Origin of the sequence: Streptomyces sp. TSRI0107 (genome assembly GCF_001905845.1) — a bacterium.
Taxonomy (GTDB): domain Bacteria; phylum Actinomycetota; class Actinomycetes; order Streptomycetales; family Streptomycetaceae; genus Streptomyces.
Genome location: NZ_LIVZ01000002.1, coordinates 540,511 through 560,352, shown reverse-complemented (window position 1 = coordinate 560,352; position 19,842 = coordinate 540,511). Strand labels below are relative to the sequence as shown.

The 19,842-nt window shown below is 69.5% G+C and carries 16 protein-coding genes and 3 pseudogenes; 6 read left to right on the top strand and 13 right to left on the bottom strand.

Annotation, left to right across the window (positions count from 1 at the left end; translation table 11 throughout):
• The first annotated feature begins 6 nt into the window (after nt 1-6).
• Together AMK31_RS06435 and AMK31_RS41340 are read left to right on the top strand one after the other, a co-directional pair.
• Nucleotides 7-1,347, top strand: a complete 1,341-nt coding sequence (locus AMK31_RS06435; protein ID WP_073939394.1) for a class I SAM-dependent RNA methyltransferase — start codon at nt 7-9, stop codon at nt 1,345-1,347.
• A 583-nt stretch (nt 1,348-1,930) separates the two neighbouring features.
• Nucleotides 1,931-2,109: pseudogene (locus AMK31_RS41340) on the top strand (ATP-binding protein); the annotation flags it as partial.
• On the opposite strand, the pseudogene AMK31_RS41335 reads toward AMK31_RS41340, so the two are convergent.
• From AMK31_RS41335 to AMK31_RS42385, 9 genes and pseudogenes are all read right to left on the bottom strand, one after another.
• A pseudogene (locus AMK31_RS41335) lies at nt 2,064-2,279 on the bottom strand (Rrf2 family transcriptional regulator); the annotation flags it as partial. The pseudogenes AMK31_RS41340 and AMK31_RS41335 sit on opposite strands and share 46 nt — an antisense overlap.
• Nucleotides 2,280-2,386: 107 nt before the next feature.
• Nucleotides 2,387-3,286: a TauD/TfdA dioxygenase family protein gene (locus tag AMK31_RS06425; protein WP_073939393.1), complete on the bottom strand. Its 900-nt coding sequence runs from the start codon at nt 3,284-3,286 to the stop codon at nt 2,387-2,389.
• A gap of 50 nt (nt 3,287-3,336) precedes the next feature.
• Entirely contained in the window at nt 3,337-3,705 is a 369-nt protein-coding gene (locus tag AMK31_RS06420; RefSeq protein WP_073939392.1) for a 4Fe-4S dicluster domain-containing protein, read from the bottom strand.
• Nucleotides 3,702-5,294, bottom strand: coding sequence for an FAD-dependent oxidoreductase (locus tag AMK31_RS06415; RefSeq protein WP_073939391.1), 1,593 nt, complete (start codon nt 5,292-5,294; stop codon nt 3,702-3,704). Before AMK31_RS06415 ends, AMK31_RS06420 begins: the two co-directional genes overlap by 4 nt.
• Complete coding sequence (locus tag AMK31_RS06410) at nt 5,291-6,646, bottom strand: LLM class flavin-dependent oxidoreductase (protein WP_073939390.1); 1,356 nt, start codon at nt 6,644-6,646, stop codon at nt 5,291-5,293. The genes AMK31_RS06415 and AMK31_RS06410 overlap by 4 nt, the downstream gene beginning before the upstream one ends.
• Nucleotides 6,647-6,706: 60 nt before the next feature.
• Nucleotides 6,707-7,645 carry an ABC transporter permease subunit gene (locus AMK31_RS06405; RefSeq protein ID WP_073939389.1) on the bottom strand — a complete coding sequence of 313 codons (939 nt, stop codon included), beginning with the start codon at nt 7,643-7,645 and terminating at the stop codon, nt 6,707-6,709.
• Nucleotides 7,642-8,478: an ABC transporter ATP-binding protein gene (locus tag AMK31_RS06400; RefSeq protein ID WP_073939388.1), complete on the bottom strand. Its 837-nt coding sequence runs from the start codon at nt 8,476-8,478 to the stop codon at nt 7,642-7,644. The genes AMK31_RS06405 and AMK31_RS06400 overlap by 4 nt, the downstream gene beginning before the upstream one ends.
• A 5-nt stretch (nt 8,479-8,483) precedes the next feature.
• Nucleotides 8,484-9,554: an ABC transporter substrate-binding protein gene (locus AMK31_RS06395; protein WP_073939387.1), complete on the bottom strand. Its 1,071-nt coding sequence runs from the start codon at nt 9,552-9,554 to the stop codon at nt 8,484-8,486.
• A gap of 159 nt (nt 9,555-9,713) precedes the next feature.
• The gene (locus AMK31_RS42385) at nt 9,714-9,806 is read right to left on the bottom strand and encodes a putative leader peptide (RefSeq protein WP_365514931.1); all 93 of its coding nucleotides are present in this window, start codon (nt 9,804-9,806) and stop codon (nt 9,714-9,716) included.
• A 2,484-nt stretch (nt 9,807-12,290) separates the two neighbouring features.
• Here AMK31_RS42385 and AMK31_RS06385 point away from each other — a divergent pair.
• From AMK31_RS06385 to AMK31_RS06370, 4 genes and pseudogenes are all read left to right on the top strand, one after another.
• The gene (locus AMK31_RS06385; protein WP_070022949.1) at nt 12,291-12,494 is read left to right on the top strand and encodes a cold-shock protein; all 204 of its coding nucleotides are present in this window, start codon (nt 12,291-12,293) and stop codon (nt 12,492-12,494) included.
• 343 nt (nt 12,495-12,837) lie between these two features.
• Nucleotides 12,838-14,331 (top strand): DEAD/DEAH box helicase, encoded by a 1,494-nt coding sequence (locus AMK31_RS06380; RefSeq protein ID WP_073939385.1) that lies wholly within the window; start codon nt 12,838-12,840, stop codon nt 14,329-14,331.
• A gap of 46 nt (nt 14,332-14,377) precedes the next feature.
• Nucleotides 14,378-14,780 (top strand): annotated as a pseudogene (locus tag AMK31_RS06375) (CBS domain-containing protein).
• Nucleotides 14,781-14,827: 47 nt separating this feature from the next.
• On the top strand, nt 14,828-15,154 hold the full coding sequence (locus AMK31_RS06370; RefSeq protein WP_073939383.1) for an SCO5918 family protein: 327 nt from the start codon (nt 14,828-14,830) through the stop codon (nt 15,152-15,154).
• 68 nt (nt 15,155-15,222) lie between these two features.
• Here the strand turns inward: AMK31_RS06370 and AMK31_RS06365 are convergent, their stop codons facing one another.
• The 4 genes from AMK31_RS06365 to AMK31_RS06350 all read right to left on the bottom strand — a co-directional run bounded on the left by AMK31_RS06365 (nt 15,223) and on the right by AMK31_RS06350 (nt 19,727).
• Nucleotides 15,223-15,552 carry a hypothetical protein gene (locus AMK31_RS06365; RefSeq protein ID WP_073939382.1) on the bottom strand — a complete coding sequence of 110 codons (330 nt, stop codon included), beginning with the start codon at nt 15,550-15,552 and terminating at the stop codon, nt 15,223-15,225.
• A 965-nt stretch (nt 15,553-16,517) separates the two neighbouring features.
• Nucleotides 16,518-17,255, bottom strand: a complete 738-nt coding sequence (locus AMK31_RS06360) for a cation transporter (protein ID WP_073939381.1) — start codon at nt 17,253-17,255, stop codon at nt 16,518-16,520.
• Complete coding sequence (locus AMK31_RS06355) at nt 17,255-17,590, bottom strand: ArsR/SmtB family transcription factor (RefSeq protein ID WP_073939380.1); 336 nt, start codon at nt 17,588-17,590, stop codon at nt 17,255-17,257. The genes AMK31_RS06360 and AMK31_RS06355 overlap by 1 nt, the downstream gene beginning before the upstream one ends.
• A 184-nt stretch (nt 17,591-17,774) precedes the next feature.
• Nucleotides 17,775-19,727, bottom strand: a complete 1,953-nt coding sequence (locus AMK31_RS06350) for an APC family permease (protein ID WP_073939379.1) — start codon at nt 19,725-19,727, stop codon at nt 17,775-17,777.
• Nucleotides 19,728-19,842 lie beyond the last annotated feature (115 nt).

Here is a 19,842-nt window from a genome sequence, read left to right as displayed (position 1 = left end):
CCCGCCATGCAGGCAGAACCGAAGAAAACGCAGGCGGGGTCGCTGGTCGGCGAGGAGTACGAGGTCGAGATCGGGCCCGTCGCCCACGGCGGCCACTGCATCGCCCGCACCGACGCCGGCCAGGTCCTCTTCGTCCGGCACGCGCTGCCCGGCGAACGCGTCGTGGCACGGGTGACGGAGGGCGAGGAAGGCGCTCGCTTCCTGCGCGCCGACGCCGTCGAGATCCTCGACCCGTCCAAGGACCGCATCGAGGCCCCCTGCCCCTTCGCCGGCCCCGGCCGCTGCGGCGGCTGCGACTGGCAGCACGCCAAGCCCGGCGCCCAGCGCCGGATGAAGGGCGAGGTCGTCGCCGAACAGCTGAAGCGGCTCGCGGGCCTCACGCCCGAGGAGGCCGGCTGGGACGGCACGGTGATGCCGGCCGAGGGCGACAAGCTGCCCGCCGGACAGGTGCCGCAGTGGCGGACGCGGGTGCAGTACGCCGTGGACGCCGAAGGCCACGCGGGTCTGCGCAAGCACCGCTCGCACGACGTCGAGCGCATCGACCACTGCATGATCGCCGCGGCGGGCGTCAGCGAGCTGGGCATCGAGAAGCGCGACTGGACCGGCATGGAATCGGTGGAAGCCATCGCCGCCACGGGCTCCCAGGACCGCCAGGTCATCCTGACCCCGAAGCCCGGCGCCCGGCTGCCGATCGTCGAACTCGACCGGCCGGTCTCCGTCATGCGCGTCGGGGAGAAGGACGGCGGCGTCCACCGCGTCCACGGCCGCCCCTTCGTCCGCGAGCGCGCGGACGGCCGTACCCACCGCGTCGGCAGCGGCGGCTTCTGGCAGGTCCACCCGAAGGCGGCCGACACCCTCGTCACCGCCGTCATGCAGGGCCTGCTGCCCCGCAAGGGCGAGACGGCGCTGGACCTGTACTGCGGCGTCGGCCTCTTCGCCGGCGCGCTCGCCGACCGGCTCGGCGAGCAGGGCGCGGTCCTCGGCATCGAGTCCGGCAAGCGCGCGGTCGAGGACGCCCGCCACAACCTGGCCGACTTCCCGCGCGTCCGCATCGAACAGGGCAAGGTCGAGAGCGTCCTGCCGAGGACCGGCATCACCGAGGTCGACCTCATCGTCCTCGACCCGCCGCGCGCGGGCGCGGGCCGCAAGACCGTCTCCCACCTGACGTCCCTCGGCGCGCGCAGGATCGCGTACGTGGCTTGCGATCCGGCGGCGCTGGCCCGGGACATCGCGTACTTCCGGGACGGGGGGTATCGGGTGCGGACGTTGCGGGTGTTCGATCTGTTTCCGATGACGCATCATGTGGAGTGCGTGGCGATTTTGGAGCCCGCAGCAAAGGCGCTGTGACCTGCGGTTGTTTCCCTGGGTTGCTCGGGAAGGGCCGGGTGCGCTCGACCTGTTTCCCGAAGTGCACCAGGTGAACCACGGCAGATGCGCCGTGCAGGGCACTGACCTGGTGTTTCGCGAGTTGCGCCGAGCGCTGGACGCGCCCCGTCCGGTCCAGGCTCTCCGCGGTGGCAAGTGGTCTTGACGCTCGGCCGACGCTCATTCTGACGGCTTGGCAGGGCTCCTTGCGGGGTGTGCAGGGAGCTGGCGGGCCGGCCTGCCGCCCATCGCCTTGACCCGAGCACGATGGGCACGATGCTGGCGCCGATCACCGCCGTGCCACGATGGAACCGTCCTGCGAGGCGGTGCCGCTGCGGGTGGCTCTGCGTGGCAGCGGGGCCACACCCACGACGCGGGCCCCACACCCGGCATTCGAACCAGCCGCACGGGCCGGGGTACGCCTGCCCTGCACAGGCGAGGAGTGAGGCGTTGAAGGCACCTCACCATTGGACCTGCCGCAATGGGCTGCTGAACGGCATTTATGTGGGTACGCAATGATGCGCGGTGTGAACGTCGCGGCCGAGATCTTGTCGCTGAAATGGTGCGCCGCCGTGTCCGGGTCGTCGACCACGGCCCCGGTGTCCCCGACTAACCAAGTCCCGCGTCTTCGACCCCTTCCAGTGCTACGGCGACGCCCCGCGCGGCAACGGCGTCGGCCTCGGCCTGGCGGTCGCCCGCGGCTTCGCCGAGGCCATCGGCGGCAGCCTGGACAGATCCGGCGGGCGGACCCCGCGCACCCAGACCAGTGGTCCGTCCACGGTACGGATGACGTCGGCGATGCTGATGAACTCGGCGGGTTTGTCCGGCCGGTAGCCGCCGTTGCCGCTGCGCCGGCTGAGTACGAGACCGCGCCGGCGCAGGTCTTTCAGGATGCCTTCGAGGAATTTGTGCGGCTTGCTGAGATCCGCATGCGTCCCGTTGGCCCGTGTGGCTTCGGTCGGCATCCGCTGCGATGCGGGCCGCCGGGCGGGGGCCGGTGTCCCCGCCCGGCGGCCGAGCCTCACGCCGCGGCGGGGGTGTAGTGGGGTGCCTCGTCGCCCTCGATGACGTTGCTGAGGGTGCCGTCGACGCCGGCGGGGACGTCGCCCGCGACGGTCACCCGGTGCAGCAGGCGCGGAAGGTCGCCGTAGTCGTCGGGGGCGTAGTGCTGGGTGATGCGGTTGTCGAACAGGACGAGGTCGCCCGGTGTCCAGGCCACCCGCACGATGTTCTCGGGACGCGTGACGTACGACTGGAAGATGCGTAGCAGGTCACGGGAGTCGGACGGGCCGAGGCCCACGATGCTCTGTGCGAAGCCGCCGATGAACAGCCCGCGCTCCCCGGTCTCGGGGTGGACGCGGACGACCGGGTGGGCGGTGCGGTACTTCCTGGAGACGAACTGCCGGCGGTGCTCGGCCGCCTTCTCGGTCTTCGGGGCGGCGTAGTCGTAGTCGTTGGTGTGCACCGCCCACAGCTTGTCCGCCAGCTCGCGCAGTGGCTCGGGCAGGTCACGGTATGCGGCGGCCGAGTTGGCGATGAGGGTGTGGCCGCCGTAGGGCGGGACCACGATGCTGCGCAGCGTGGACGCCTTCGGCGGTGTCCGGACGAAGGTGACGTCCGTGTGCCACTGGTTGGCGCGGATTCCCTCGTCGCCGTCGACGGGCAGGATGTTCGGCTGGCCGTCGACGGAGGGCACGGTCGGGTGTGCGGTGGTGAGCTCGCCGAAGAGGGCGGCGAAGCGGAGCTGGCCCGCGTCGTCGAGCTGCTGGTCGCGGAAGACCAGCGCCTTGTGTTCCAGGAGTGCCGAGTTGATCTCGGTGACGACGGCGGGGTCGAGCTCGGTGGCGAGGTCGACGCCGAGGATCTCGGCGCCGATGCGGCCGCCGATCCTGCGGATGTCGAAGCCGGTGCTGGTGGTCATGGTGCGGGTGTCCTTCCGTTGTGTAAGCGGTGGTGAGCGGTGGTGGGCGGTCAGGAGGTGATGGGCAGAGAGGGGCCCGTGGCCCCCGGTGGCCCGAGCGGAGGGCCTACGGCGCGCAGGGCGCCGGGCGTGCGGCCCCGTCCCCAGCCGATGTGCCGGCGGTAGCTGCCGAGCAGGCCGGTCCGGTCCAGGTGCTCCTCGTCCCGGGCGGCGGAGTCGTCGGGCAGTGGGCGGGTCAGGGGTGAGACGTACAGCGCGTCGGCGGGGCAGTTCGCCTCGCACTGGAAGCAGGTCTGGCAGTCGTTGCGGCGGGCGAGCACGGGGACGCCGTCCTCGCCCCGGTCGAAGACATCGGTGGGGCAGACCTTGATGCACTTGTCGCAGGTGATGCAGCGGTCTGCGGAGACCAGCTCGATCACGAGGCCACCTCCATGGGGATCCGCAGGGGCTCGGGGCGGGTCCACACCCGGTCCAGGCCGCCGGTGACGATGCGGTGGTGCTGCCCGGGGTCCCGCGCCGGGAAGTCGAGCCGCTTGGCCATGCCGCGGGTCTCGGTCCGGGCGAGCGCCGCGGCGTACATCCAGCGGGCATGCGCGGCCATCGCCACCGCCTGCCGGACCCGTACGGTGTCCTCGCCCCCGGCATGCAGGGAGGCACGGGACTCCGCCCACACGCCGTCGAGCACCTCCAGCGACGCGGCGAGCCGACCCCCGTGGCGCAGGTAGTTCTTCTCGTACGGCAGCACTTCGCCCTGGACCGCGGTGACGACCTCACGGAAGCCGCCGGCCGGCCCCGGGGTCCCCGTGGGCCGCAGCCCCGCACCGCCCGCCGCCACCAGGTTCCGGGTGGCGGCCCGGGCTCCGAGCGAGCGGGCATGACGAGCCGCGCCCAGGCCCGCCCAGGTGCCGGACGAGATGGCCCAGGCGGCGTTGTGGCTGCCGCCTCCGGTGAAGCCGCCGCAGATCAGCTCACGCGTCGCCGCGTCCCCGGCCGCGTACAGGCCGGGCACGGTGGTGGAACAGTCGTCGCCGGTGATGCGGATGCCGCCGGTGCCGCGCACGGTGCCCTCGGCGAGGAGCGTGATGGCGAAGAGCTGGGTGAAGGGGTCGATGCCGAGCCGGTCGAAGGTGAGGAAGAAGTTCGGCTGCGCCAGCCGCATCGCCTGCCGGGCAGTCGCGTCGGCCCGGTCCAGGCGGCAGTACACCTTCTCGCTGAGCAGCGCACGCGCGATCACGGACCGGCCGCCCTGGCTGGCCGCACCCTCCAGGACCGTGCCGTCCTCGTGGTAGAAGGTCGCGAAGGAGTAGAACGCGGTCTTGGTGACGGAGGTGCCCTCGGGTGCGATGCCGTACGCGTTGGAGAACTCCATCCCGGACATCTCCGCGCCCACCTCGGCGGCGAACAGCGCACCGTCGCCGGTGTTGACGTTGCAGCCCAGCGCGCCGCTGAGGAACGCGCAGCCACCGGTGGCCAGGACCACCGCCCCGGCGCGCACCCGGTACGGCTGCCCGGCCTGGCGCCGGTAGCCCCGGGCCCCGGCGACCGCGCCGGAGGGGTCGGTGAGCAGCTCGGTGACCGGGCTGTGGTCGAGGATGCGTGCCCCGGCCCGCTGGACGCGGATCCGCATCCTGCGCATGTACTCCGGTCCCTGGAGGCCGTTCCTGAGCTGCTTCCCGTCCGGCCCCGTGGGGAAGGGGTAGCGTCCGGCCGCGGCCAGTTCGTTCATCCCGGCGTACGTCTGGTCCAGCACGCGTGCCATCCAGCGCCGGTCGGCCAGGTATCCGCCCAGGGCCTCCCTGCTCGCCATGGCCGCCTCCCGCGCGGCGGGCTCCGGCGGGACGTACCAGATGCCGGTCCCGGCAGAGGCGGTGGCGCCGCTTGTGCCGCAGTAGCCCTTGTCGGCGAGAATCACGTCCGCCCCGTCCTGTGCTGCTTTGAGCGCGGCCCAGGTGGCCGCGGGTCCGCCGCCGACCACCAGGACGTCGGTGGTGAGGTCCAGGCCGCTCACACCGGCTGCCCTTCTCCTACGGCTGTCGTGGCCAGCCGGTTGGCGGGGCGGCGCAGGCCGTAGTGCTCGCGCAGGGTGCGGCCGGTGTACTCGGTACGGAACAGGCCGCGCTGCTGCAGGATCGGCACGACGTGGTCGACGAAGTCCTCCAGGCCGCCCGGCAGATGGGGCGGCATGATGTTGAAACCGTCGGCGGCGCCCTGGGTGAACCACTCCTCCAGCTGGTCGGCCACCTGCTCGGGAGTGCCGGCGAAGACGCGGTGACCGCGGCCGGCGCCGAGGCGGGCGATGAGCTCGCGCAGGGTGAGGCCGTCGCGGCGGGCGAGTTCGGCGACGAGCGTGAAGCGGCTCTTGTTGCCGTTGATGTCCCGCTCCTCAGGCAGATCGGGCAGCGGCCCGTCCAGTGGCAGCCCGGTCAGGTCGGTGCCGAGCATCCCGGACAGCTGGGCGAGCCCGTACTCAGGGACCTGAAGATCCGTCAGTTCCTGCTCCAGCGCGCGGGCCTCGGCCTCGGTCGAGCCGATGACGGGGGCGATGCCGGGTAGGACGAGCAGTTGGTCCTCGGTGCGTCCGTGGCGGGCGAGCCGGGACTTGAGGTCCTTGTAGAAGGCCTGGGCGTCGGCGAGGGTCTGCTGGGCGGTGAAGACCGCCTCGGCGTACTGGGCGGCGAACTCCTTGCCGTCCTCCGACGAACCGGCCTGCACCAGCAGCGGGTATCCCTGCGGGCTGCGCGGAACGTTCAGCGGGCCCTGCACCCCGAAGTGCTCCCCGCGGTGGTTGATCTCCCGCACCTTGTCGGTGTCGGCGTAGATGCCGCGCTCCCGGTCGAGCAGGATCGCGTCGTCCTCCCAGCTGTCCCAGAGCTTGGTGGCGACCTCGACGAACTCCCGCGCCCGCTCGTAGCGCAGCCCGTGTTCCAGGTGCTCGTCCTGCCCGAAGTTGCGGGCCTCGTTCACGGTGCCGGAGGTGACGATGTTCCAGCCGGCCCGGCCGCCGCTGATGTGGTCCAGGGAGGCGAACTTGCGGGCGGTGTGGAAGGGCTCGTTGAAGGTGGTGGAGACGGTGGCGATCAGCCCGACGTGCTCGGTGACCGCCGCCAGGGCGGACAGCAGGGTCAGCGGTTCGAAGCCGCCGAGCGCGTTGTGCCTGACCTTGCCCCACAGGGCGAGGCCGTCGGCGAGGAAAACGGAGTCGAGCAAGCCGCGCTCGGCGGTTTGCGCCAGGTGCTGGAAGTAGCGGAGGTCGGTGACCCTTTCCGGCTGGGTACGGGGATGCCTCCAGGCGGCGTCGTGGTGGCCGGCGTTCATCAGGAAGGCGTTGAGGTGCAGTTGACGGGCTCTGGGCGCGGTCATGGGGTTCCTCGGATCAGGGGGAGAGGCGAGACGAGCGGAGGAGAAGGAGGCGGGTACGGGTCAGCCGTCGACGGGTACGCGCCAGGAGCTCAGCCGCCGCTCCAGGGCCACCAGGAACTGGTTGAAGGCCACACCGATGGCGGAGATGGTGATGATGCCCGCGTACATCTGCGGGATCGCGAAGTTGTACTGCGAGGCGTTGATCAGATAGCCGAGCCCTGCCTTGGCGCCGATCATCTCGGCGGCGACCAGCACCAGGATGGACACCGCTCCGGCCAGCCGGATGCCGGTGAACATCACCGGCACCGACGCCGGCAGGATGACCTTCTGGAACAGCCGGGGCGCGGACAGGTTCATCGACTTCGCGAGCTTCAGCAGGGTCGGGTCGACGGTGCGGACCGCGCTGATGGTGTTGAGCAGGATCGGCCAGGTGCACGCGTACACCACGATGGAGATCTTCGAGGTCTCGCCGATGCCCAGCAGCAGCACGAACACCGGCAGCAGGGCCAGAGCGGCGGTGTTGCGGAACACCTCGAGGAGCGGTCCGAGGAGGTCGGCGACCGGCCGGTACCAGCCGATCAGCAGGCCCAGGGGCACGGCGAAGGACACGGCGAGACCGAATCCGCTGAAGGAACGCACCAGGCTGGCGCGTGCGTTGTCGGCGAGCTGACCGTCGACTGCCAGGCCCCACCAGGCGCCGGCGACCTCGCTGAAGGGCGGCAGGAAGGTCCGGTCGACCAGGCCGAGTCGCGGTGCGGCCTCCCAGAGCAGCAGCAGAGCCACGACGGCGGCGGACTTGGTCGCCCCGACCAGCAGCAGGTACGACAGCCGGCGGATACGAGCTGGAAGGGACGTGGCTCGGCGTACGTCCGGCTGTGCCGCTCCGAAGGTCGCGGACCCGGCGGATCGTGCGGGGGAGAGGGACGGGACGGGCTCGACGGCGCTCGCCGATCCCGGTGTCGTGGCCTTGTCGGTGGCCGTGCCGGTCGTCGGGCTCATACGGAAGCCTCCTCCTTCTCCAACTGCTGGGCCCTGGCCACCTCGTCGTGCAGCAGCGACCAGATCTGGTGCCGGTAGCGTGCGAACTCGGGACTGGAGCGGAGGTCGTCCGTCGCCGTACGGGAGTCGAAGGCGACCGGCACGATCTGCTTGATGCGGCCCGGCCTGGACGTCATGACGGCGACGCGCTGTCCCAGGTAGACCGCCTCGTCGATGCCGTGCGTGATGAAGACGACGGTCTTGCCGGTGCGCTGCCAGATGCGCAGCAGTTCGTCCTGCAGCGACTCCCGGGTCTGGGCGTCCAGCGCGGCGAACGGCTCGTCCATCAGGAGCACATCGGGGTCGTAGGCGAGGCTGCGGGCGATCGCCACCCGCTGCCGCATCCCGCCCGACAGCTCATGCGGGTGACGGTCCTCGAACCCGGTCAGGCCGACGAGATCCAGGAACTCGCGGGCTCGTGCGGCCCGTCGACGCCGTGGGACGCCCGTGGCTTCCAAACCGAACTCGACGTTGCCCTGCGCCGTGCGCCACGGCAGCAGCGCGTACTGCTGGAACACGATGCCCCGGTCCAGGCCCGGTCCGCTGACGGGCTCCCCGTCCAGCAGGATCCGTCCGCCGGTGGGTCGGGCGAGTCCGCCGAGCAGATCCAGCAGCGTCGACTTTCCGCAGCCACTGGGACCGACGAGGACGACGAACTCGCCGGCCGCTATCTCCAGATCTATGCCGTCGAGGGCGGTGAAACGGGTCGACTGCCGATCCCTCTTGCGGTCCTTGACCGTGAATTCCTTTCGTACGTCCTCGAATACGATCTTGGGTGTGGTGGCTTCCGGCATGGGATTCAGCTCCCGCTCGTCGAGGCGGAGGAGTCTGCTGAGGGAGTCGGTGCGCCGCTTTCGCCCGCGGCGTTGAACTCATTGGTGTAGAGGTCCGACAGCGTGACCTGGCCCTTCTTGATGTCGCCGCGCTCGGCCAGCCAGTCGATCCACAGCTGGAGCTCCTTGCCGGTGATCCGGCCCGCCGTCTCCGCGACGCCGTAGGAGCGCCAGTACTTCAGGGGTGCGGTGTCCTCGTTGCGGCCGCGCTTCTTCACGATGTCCGTCATCCGGGCGATGACTTCGTCGTGCGGAGTGGAACGGGCCCACTCGATGGCTTTCCCGACGGCGGTGACGAAGACCCGGGCCGTGTCGGGGTTCTGCTTCAGGAAGCGGTCCGTCATCACGTAGGTGCCGGCGCTGAAGGCGCCGAGCAGTTCGAAGTCGGTGAACAGCGGGCGGATGCCCCCGGTCGCCAGGGCCTTGTCGCGCAGAATGCCACCGAGTACGGCCACGTCGATCTGCTTCTGACGCAGCGTCTGCTCGGTGTTGACCGGGGGTACCACGAGGGGCTCGACCTTGTCGATGTCCGCCTGGGACAGACCGCCTCGCTGCAGGTAGATGTCGAGCATGGCCTCGGCGTGGGCTCCGAGGGTGTTCATCCCGACCTTCTTGCCGATCAGGTCCCGCGCCGAGCGGATCGGGCTGTCCTTGAGGACGTAGTAGCCGTTGTAGGCGTACTTGTCGGCGCCGTAGTAGCTGATGACCGCCTTGATGGGGGCGTTGTTCGCGGCGAGTTTGACGACCGCGCCGTTGAAGGCGCCGCCGAAGTCGACCTGGCCCGTGGCCGCGGACTGGATGTCCTGCGGCCCGCTGATCGTGTTGCCGACCCACTTCAGCTTCACGTCCTCCAGATAGCCGAGGTCCTCGGCCAGCTCCGGCAGGGTGACCTGTCCCGCCCAGCCCTGGTATCGCAGCGTCTTGGTCTGGCCCTTGCCGGGCGTGGCTCCGGTCGCGGCCGTGCCGCAGCTCACGGCCACCGTCGAGAGACCGAGCAGAGTGAGGAACTGACGTCGGGTCGATGCCGTCGTGGCCATGGAAGGGTCCTGTTCAGGAAAATGGTCAAGGAAATGGCAGACGTCGAACGGCGGAAAGGAGACCTCGGCAGAAATGGCTTCGAGGAGCGTGACGTCTGCGAAAGCAGCGGCTTGGCGTAGAAGCCGACTGTGAAATGGAGCGAAGGGAAGCAGCGCCTGTCAGTGGGTGTGGCGACCGATGGCACAGATGGCGCTGGCCTGACGTCGCAGATCGACGTGCAGGCGCGCGGCGAGGGGCTCGGACTTGCTCACAGCCAAGAGAGTTGCAGCGAAATTCAGCCAGGTCAATGCGGCTTGCGTATGCGTCTCATATTCTCAACGGTCCGACATGCCGATGAAGTACCGCGTTCACAATTCTCTGGACGGGCGGCCGTGGCGTGGCTGCCGTCTGTGCCTGCCCTGGCCGTCAGCGCAGTGACCGCGCGGCGTAGAGAACGCCGAGGACGGTGGCCAAAGCTCCGAGCGGGAGGCACGGTCTCGGGCAGGTGAGGTTGCAGATGCGCTCCGAGGCAGCCGCCGATCACCTTTCGCCGCGTCCGGTGTTGTGGCTCACGGCGGCCGACGGTTCGACATCTTGCCGCCCTGGCTACTTGGCGGCTTCGACCTCTGCGTCGGCCAGGCGGTGCCGATCCTGCGTGCGCGCGGCCTGTCCGCATCACCTCACTGCCCTCACCGAATCCGAAGGAGAACGTGTGAGTCCGCTGAGAACCCGCCCTGCCCTCGTCGCTCTCGTGCGCGATGGCGCTGCTGACCGCGTCCGTCGCGGCTCCGCAGGCCGCCGCAGCCGACCGCACCACGGCGCCAACCTGGTACGACGCCACGGCCGAGACCATCGCGACCGCAGGGGCACCCACCCAGATCACCAACAGCCGTATCCGGGCCATCGGTTGGCTCGCGACAGCCCGTGCCCCGGAGCTTACCGACGAGCGTGGAGCTCGGCCCGTACCAGGCGGCGGCGCTCGCCGCAGCCGCACACCGCGCACGGGTGACGCTGGCACCGAGCCGTGCCGAGCAACTCGACGCGACATACAAGGAGACCCTGGACGCGATCCCCGACGGCCCGGCGGAGGAGCGCGGCGTCGCGGCGGGGGAGCGACAGGCGGACCTCGTCCTCACAGCGAGGGAGGGCGACGGGCTCGACCCCACCTCCGTCAACGACGCCTACCCCGTCCGACCGGCGCGTACTGCGACGCACTGGAGAGCCGACTCGTGGACGTCGAGGATGCGGACGAGTCGACACGGAAGCGTCGAGGCGGTGGCTGGACTGGGCTCGACGGTACGTTCAGGCTCTTGACCCGCTCAGCCGGCTACCCGTCATGCCGAGCTCTCGCGAGCCGACACCAGACGATCTGAAGCCGTATCTGAAGGACTGGACTCCTTACGGTCCTGAGCCGCGCCGTTTCGGCTGGGATACTCGCTGAGGAGCTCCCGTTCCCTCGGCCGCCTATTTGGCTGATCGTGACGCTCGTTTGACGCTCTGGGCGCCCACCGGTCGTCCAGTCGCGGCGGAAACCGTCCCTGACCTGCGGCGATGTCCGAACCTCACCAGCCGACACCTTTCCGATGACGTCGCACGTGGAGTGCGTGGCTATTTTGAAGCCTGCTGAAAAGGGGCTCTGACCTGCAGTTTTCTCGGGTTTCTCAGGAGTGGCCGGGTGAGCTCGACCTGCTTCCCGAAGTGCATGACGTGGAGCAGGTGGCGTGCCGGACGTACGCCTCCTGACCGCAGGGGTCCGCGCCAGGCAGTTCTGACGCTCATGTGACGCTCGCTCTGATGGCGCGTCAGGTTGTGAATGAAGGGTGGAACTGTGCGGTTCGTGCGTCGAGTCGGGCGCGACCGGATCAGGGCCGGCCACGCCGACGAGCGACTCAGGGCCTCCGAGTGTGACATCACCGAGGCGGTGCTCTCCGGTCGGAGCGCCGGCGAGGCCCTTTTCACCGCTTGCTCCGCTACCCCGGCGTACTGACGGAACCTGCGCGATGGTCATGGCGGCCAGGCTCGTCGAGAGCGGCACTCCGGCGATGATCGACGCGGCTCCAGCAAGGAACACGGTTGCGGGCGCTCAGTTCCGCTTGGGGCGCTATGCCGCGACGGCCATGAAAGCGGTGCGGAGCATCCCGGGCAGGCCACGATCACCTTCCGCGCCGTGAGCAGGCTGCCGATGCCCAGAGCGTCGCTCAGCGGCACACCAAGCAGGGCGTCGCTGGGAGGGCCGCCGGGGGGTGACGGAGTGCGGATGCGTCAGGGCGGCCTGTCGTACTGCCACCCAGGTGGTGCCGAGTGTGCGTAGCCGGTCGGTGTCCATCGTGTCTGCGACCGGGAGAGGAGGAGGTTCTCGAGGAAGAACATCAGCAGATCAACGGCCGCGTCACGGACATCGAAACTTGCAGGCAGCAGCCGTTACCCTGCGCACCCCCCAATGCTTCCCGAAACGTTACGATCCGGCTGGGTCAATATCTGTGCCCACGAGCTGAGATTTCAACCGAACAGGCGGACAGATTCTCTGCCGCATTAAGTGGAGTGCGATTCTTCACCGTACACAGGTCGCTGCGGCGTGCTACTGTCGGTGTCAGTTGCAGTTGTGGTTCCCAAAACTTCAAGTGCTCACCGGGCGGCACCTGTGCCACTGGAAGCGCTTTTGTTATCCGGTTCTTTTTCCGGGCGGGGTGATCATCGCGGCGACACGGAGTCCGTGACGTGCGGATCCCGATGCACTGCCCCAAAGGAGAAATGACATGGCTGCTGGTACGGTCAAGTGGTTCAACGCGGAAAAGGGCTTCGGCTTCATCGAGCAGGACGGTGGCGGCGCTGATGTGTTCGCCCACTACTCGAACATCGCCGCCCAGGGCTTCCGTGAGCTGATCGAGGGCCAGAAGGTGACCTTCGACATCGCGCAGGGCCAGAAGGGCCCGACGGCCGAGAACATCGTTCTCGCCTGACGCTTACCGTCGCGTACTTGTAGCTGGGGCCCGCGTCCTTCGGGGTGCGGGCCCCAGCTGCTCGCATTTTCCCGCAGTGGTCTCGGCTGCGGACGACAACCAGGAAATCCGTAGGCTCACCGCATACGGAGCGTCCTTCAGGGGGTGCACGCATCCCTTCATGGCCGCGGCGGACGCCCGAACATTCAATCCGCTTCGCGCACTCATTCCAGCGCCTGTGCCCGCACGGATTCTCCGTCGGTCAGACTCGCTCTCGCATTCCATCGGTCCATTCTTGCAATTCTCTGTGCTGCTCATCGCTGCGGGAATTCCTTGATATGTGCCGCATCGAGGAAGGTTCCGCATGAACCGCACACGCACGAACGACCGCTTCGCCCGCACCCGTGACGGCAGTACCCACTCCGGCAGGGGCGGCAGCCGATTCGGTTCGTCGGCCAGGAGCCGCTCCGGCGGGCCGAGCCGTTCCGGTGGTTTCGGCCGCCGGCCCGCCGCCCAGGGGGAGTTCGCGCTGCCCAGGACGATCACTCCCGCGCTTCCCGCCGTGGAGGGCTTCGCCGATCTCGACATGCCGGGGGCACTGCTGGGCGCGCTCGGCTCGCAAGGCGTGACCGTGCCCTTCCCGATCCAGGCCGCGACCCTGCCGAACTCCCTCGCCGGCCGGGACGTACTGGGCCGTGGCCGCACCGGCTCCGGCAAGACCCTCGCCTTCGGGCTGGCGCTGCTGGCCCGTACGGCCGGGCAGCGCGCCGAGGCCAGGCAGCCGCTGGGGCTGATCCTCGTACCCACGCGCGAGCTGGCGCAGCAGGTCACCGACGCGCTCGCCCCGTACGCCCGCTCCGTGAGGCTGCGGCTGGCCACGGTGGTGGGCGGAATGCCGATCGGCAGGCAGGCGAGCTCGCTGCGCGGTGGCGCCGAGGTCGTCGTCGCCACGCCGGGACGCCTCAAAGACCTCATCGACCGCGGCGACTGCCAACTGAGCCAGGTTGCCATCACCGTCCTCGACGAGGCCGACCAGATGGCCGACATGGGCTTCATGCCGCAGGTCACCGCCCTTCTCGACCAGGTCCGCCCCGAAGGCCAGCGCATGCTGTTCTCCGCCACTCTCGACCGCAACGTCGACCTGCTCGTGCGCCGCTACCTCAGCGACCCCGTCGTGCACTCCGTCGACCCCTCGGCCGGCGCGGTCACGACGATGGAGCACCACGTGCTCCACGTTCACGGCGCTGACAAGCACATGGCCACCACCCAGATCGCCGCACGCGACGGCCGTGTGATCATGTTCCTCGACACCAAGCACGCCGTCGACGGCCTCACCGAGCACCTTCTGAACAGCGGGGTACGGGCCGCCGCCCTGCACGGCGGGAAGTCGCAGCCGCAGCGCACCCGCACGCTGGCGCAGTTCAAGAGCGGGCACGTCAACGTGCTGGTGGCGACCAATGTCGCGGCGCGCGGCATCCATGTCGACAGCCTCGACCTCGTCGTCAACGTCGATCCGCCGACCGACCACAAGGACTACCTCCACCGCGGCGGCCGTACCGCCCGCGCAGGAGAGTCCGGCAGCGTCGTCACCCTGGTCACCCCCAACCAGCGCCGCGGCATGACTCGCCTCATGGCAGCGGCCGGCATCGTCCCGCAGACCACCCAGGTCCGCACCGGCGAAGAGGCCCTGCACCGCATCACCGGCGCCCAGGCCCCCTCCGGCATCCCGGTCGTCATCACCGCACCGGTGGTCGAACGCCCCAAGAAGCGCGGCGCCACCTCACGCGGCCGACGCCGCCCCGTCTCGACGGCCCGCCGCGCGCCCGCACGGCAGTCCACCGCTGGTTCGGCGGCATAGAACCTTCGTGATCAGGAAGCCCGTCCAACTCCGCAGGAGGCACTCTTTGACGCTGGACCAGACGCAGTTCCGCCCGGCGAGCGCTCACCCCGCGCACGGCACGGTGGCCGACACCATGGACGCGGCCGGACCACAGGTCTGGGAGGACATGACAGTGGAGGTGGCACTGTCTGTGATGGCCGCCGCCCGTACAGGTCATGTGGCGGTCTGCGACGAGGACGGTCTGTGCACCGGCCTGGTCACCCGGGCCGGGCTCACGGCCGTTCGTGACGGCTCCGGATACACGGACCGCATCCGCCTGCGTGACATCGCCGAGGTCATCGGCCCTTCGCCGCACCGCTGACACTGGGACCGAAGCCGAACGTGCGATGCACTGCCGTCGGCTCGGGGAGCCGCCCGTGGTCGACGAACACGGCAACGCTCTGGGCGTCCTCGCCCTCTCCCGCTGAACCGCCCTCACCCCGCGGCTTCGTCTTCTCTTCCCCCTGGAGGCATCATGCGCTGTGTCATCGCCCGCTTCCCGTTCGACCTGACGAAGAGCGGCGTGGAGGAATCGATGAAGGGCGTCACACCTGAGCCGGTCACCGGTGAGTTCGTCATCGTCGGACGACGCCACTACCCCGCCAAGCAGGTCGGCCAGGTCATCACCCGCCAGGACCGGCGCGATTTCAGCACCGGCGAAGTCGTCAGGGCCATGACCCGACTCGGCTTCACCTGCCGCACCCGCCCTGCCGCCGCATCTGCGCCCGAAGCCGGCCCGTACGAGCCGACTTCCGCAACGCTCGGCACTTCCCCTGTCCGCCTGACGTACGGACAGGTGTGAGCCGAACTGAGCAGTGAGGCCCCACCGGCATACCGGTGGGGCCTCACTGTGTGCCGTGCGTCGGTGGGTCAGTGGTCGGTGTAGCTGAAGTCGCCCACGGTCCAGGCACTGACGTCCTCGATCGCGACGCGGTACATCCCGCCTGTCTCCGGGATCCCCACCGTACCCTGCAGGATCCGGGCGACGTGGAAATGCAGATGCGTGGGCGGCCCGTCCTTCCTCGCGGCGGTGTCGAAGACGACGGAGAACGCGCCCAGGTCGGCGGAGTCCGTCAGCACCTCGGACACCCTCTGGCTCCACATGGCTTCCGGAGCCAGCCGACCGGTGATGACAGCACCACTGGTGACCACGGTCAGGGACATCTGATTACTCTGCCCGGACTCCACAAGGGTGGCCACGAGGTCCGCTCACGCGGCCCAACAGGGGGGCGTGGCGCTGTACGGCCGTCTGCCGGGCCGCAATCCGGGCCGGGCGCCGTACCGCCGCCGTCGCCGAGCCCTGCGGACACCGCTGTCGCTCACCGTTGTCCGCACCGGTTCGGTACCCAGGGCGGCGAACCAGTGCCTCGTAGGTGCTGATGAGCCGGACGACCAGGCCCCGATCGGGTCAAACGTCGCCTCGGCGAGCTGCGGGTCGGCGGGGCAAGGCGAAGGGAGCCCGACGAGGAACATCCGGCTCCGAAAGTTACTTATGGATTACTTGTCACCTGGTTCGCCGCTCGTCAACGACACCCCTGCGAAGCCGACCGCGACCTGGCCGCTGTTCACACCCGGAACGGCTACACCGTCCACGCACTCGGCGAGCCTTCCCCCTGGACCGCACCGCCCTTCCGTTCCGGCTCGGGAGGACTATCGATCGCGGAGGGCAGCCGAGGTGGCCGGGGCGGGGTGAATGACGGCGTCAGAGGGGCACGGCCGTGACGCTCATGTGACGCTCCGGCCCGGGGTAGGCCGTTCCGGTGCCCGGGAAAGGCCCTCTTACCTGCGGCTTCTCCAGCTGACGAATCCGCACATGTTTCCGATGACGCATCACGTGGAGTGCATGGCCGTTCTTGAGCCCGCTGCAAAGGGCCTCTGAGCCGCGGTTTCGTTGGGTTTCTGAGGTGCGGTCGGCAGTGCTCGACCGGTTTCCCGAAGTGCACGACGTGAAGCGCGTCGAACGCTCACGGACGCCGCCGTCGTCGCCGGACGCCTGGTCTGACGCGTCAGGTTGCCAGGCCCGGCTGCTGCTTTTCCCGACAGGGCGGGTCGTCAGGGTGATCGCGGCCCGGCTGATCAGGGTCTCTGTCTCGGAGCGCTGGATGTGCCGTTCGTAGTCGCCTGCGTGACGGCGGGCGTTCATCACCCCGGCCAGGCCCACCGGGTCAGCGGGCGTCCGCATCCTCAGCAGGGGCGCAGCAGGCGCAGCCCGGAGCGCAGCCGCAGCCGTCCTGGCTCACGGGCTTGCCGGTCGTCGTTCCGACGGGCACTGCGCAGCAGCCGTCGCCACGCCATGCCTCACGTCCTTCCTTGACCGCGACGGCGGCGATCACCAGGGCGGCGATCGGGTCGGCCCAGCTCCAGCCGAACAGCGAGTTGGCGAGCAGGCCGACGAGGACGACGGCCGAGAGGTAGGTGCACAGGAGGGTCTGCTTCGAGTCGGCGACCGCCGAGGCGGAGCCGAGCTCGCGTCCGGCGCGGCGCTGGGCGGCGGAGAGGAACGGCATGATCGCCAGGGACAGGGCGGCCAGAACGATGCCGGGAGTCGAGTGTTCGGCCTCCCCGGAGCCTGTCAGCGCGCGGACGGAGTCGAGCGTGACGTACGCGGCCAGGGCGAAGAAGGAGAGCGCGATGATGCGCAGGGCCGCCTTTTCGCGCGCCTCGCGTACGGCGTGGTCGGTGGCGGAGAACTGCCAGGCCACGGCCGCTGCGGAGGAGACCTCGATCACCGAGTCCAGGCCGAAGCCGATCAGTGCGGTGGACGAGGCCATCGTGCCGGCGGTGAGGGCGACGATCGCCTCGATGACGTTGTAGGTGATGGTGGCGGCGACCAGCACGCGTATGCGGCGGGTGAGTCGGGTGCGCCGGCCCGGCGTGGGGCTCAGCGATATCGAGGCCGCCATCAGCAGCAGCCCTTCTCGTCGGCCTCTGCGCAGGTGCGGTCGGCCTCGACGGCGAGGACGACGCCGCGCAGGTCGTCCAGGGTGTGGCCGAGGCGGGCGTCGGCCAGTTCGTAGCGCGTGCGCCGGCCTTCCGGGACGGCGACGACGATGCCGCAGTCGCGCAGGCAGGCGAGGTGGTTCGACAGCCTTGTACGGGAGATCTGAAGCTTGTCGGCCAGGTCGGCCGGGTGGGCCGGTGCCTCGCGGAGGTCGAGCAGGATGCGACAGCGGATCGGGTCGGCGAGTGCACGGCCGAAGCGCGCGAGGGCGTCGATGTCGGAGGCGATGCTCAGCATGGGGCGACGGTACACGGAATCCTGAATTCAGAAAATCGTGAATCCTCTCCTGGCGGAGAGTGGGCCATGTCGCCGAGCACCGCGAGGGTGGGCCGCAACGCTTCCAGGGTGTGCGGGAGCCGACCCGCCGCAGCCCGATGTCCGCAATTGCACACGCGATCCGTACGCGTGCGCACCCTTCGCGTCAGCCGGTGTGCACGCGAGGGCGCCGGGCCCGGTCCGGTTCCGCCTCGCGCAGCACCTCACGGGTGACCGGCGCGACCTCACCCTGGCCGAAGAGGAAGAAGCGCAGGAAGTTGGCGAAGGGGCTGCCCTCCGTCCACTCGAAGTAGATGTGCGGTATGGCGCCGGTCGTGTCCCGGACGTGCAGGAGCAGCGCGGCGAGGGCGTTGGGGACCGAGGAGGACTCCACGGTGAGGACGCGGTAGCGGTCGTGCATGACCTCGCCGCGTACGGTCAGACCCGCCTCGAACTCGGAGGGGTCGGTGATCGTGACCTCGACGAAGACGAAGTCCTCCTGTACCGGCACGTCGTTGTCGTTGCGGATCTGCTCGATCTTGTCCCGGTACTCGGCCTTGTCGCGGGCGTCGGGCTCGTTGGCGATGAACCGGACCTTGCGGCTGGCGATGTCCCGGACGAAACGTTCCGCCATGTCGTCGAGACGCACGGAGGTAACGCGCAGTTCGAAGGCGCGCATCAGCCGCGACAGGAGCGAGATGAGGATGATGCCCGCGATGAAGCAGGCGCCGATCTTCACGCCGTCGGGGCGCTCGATGACGTTCAAGACGGTCGTGTAGAGGAAGACCACCGAGATCACCGTGAAGGCGATGGTCCAGCCGCGCTGACCGGCCTTGCGGGCGGCGATGGTGACCGCGATCGCGGCGGAGCTGATCAGGACCAGCACGCCGGTGGCGTAGGCGCCGCCCTGGGCGTCGACGTCGGCGTCGAAGATCCAGGTGACCAGGAACGCGACCAGGGTGAAGACGATCACCATCGGGCGGACGGCGCGGGCCCAGTGGGGGGCCATGCCGTAGCGGGGCAGGTAGCGCGGCATCAGGTTGAGCAGGCCGGCCATCGCGGAGGCGCCCGCGAACCACAGGATGAGGATGGTCGAGACGTCGTAGACCGTGCCGAAGGCGTTGCCGAGGTAGTCGTGGGCCAGGTACGCGAGAGCGCGGCCGTTGGCCTTGCCGCCCTCCTCGAACTCCTTCTCCGGGATCAGCAGAGTGGTGATGAAGCTGGTCGTGATCAGGAAGCAGCTCATGATGACAGCGGCCGTGGTGAGCAGCTTCTTCGTGTCCCGGATGCGGCCCTTCGGCTGCTCCACGGTGTCGCCCGGATCGCCCTTGACGTGAGGCATCACGGCGACGCCGGTCTCGAAGCCGGACATGCCGAGCGCCAGCTTCGGGAACACGATCAGGGCCATGCCGATCATGAGGAAGACGTTGCCGTGCTCGGCGGTCAGGGCGTTCGACCAGTCGGTGACGACATGTCCCTCGGTGAGGACGTGGTACGCGCCGACCACGACCACGACCGCGTTCAGGGCCAGGTAACTGGCCACGAGGGCGACGGCGACCCCGATCGCCTCCAGGAAGCCCTTGAGGAACACCGCGCCCAGCAGCGCGATGAGGATCATGGTGATCAGGACCTGCTGGTCGTGCAGGGCCTCTTCCAGGTGCGGGTTCTCGACGAGGTGCGTCGAGGCGTCCGCGGCCGACAGGGTGATGGTGATCAGGAAGTCGGTGGCGGCGAAGCCGAGCAGGGTCAGGACGAACAGCTTGCCCTTCCAGAAGGACAGCAGCCGCTCCAGCATCGCGATCGAGCCCTCGCCGTGCGGGCTCTCCTGCGCCACCCGGCGGTACACCGGCAGGGCACCCGCCAGGGTGACGATCACCAGCACGATCGTCGCGACCGGTGACAGCAGACCGGCCGCGAGGGCGGCGATACCCGGCTGGTAGCCGAGGGTGGAGAAGTAGTCGACGCCGGTCAGGCACATCACCCGGTACCAGGGCTGGCCCTTGTGCTCCGGCGTGGACTCCGGCCGAGGCCCCACCTGGCCCTGGTCCTTCCCCATGTCGGACAAACCTTCCAGCATCCAGGCACGCAGCCGGTGCGCTGGGCGGTCTGCGGTGGCCATCGGCATACTCCTGCGGTGCTGGTCTGCGTGGGGTGCGGCCATCACGCGGACGGCCAGACCAGCGTAAGCAGAGAGTGACGCCTGGGTTTGCTGATACTTGCGCTCACCCGTCAAG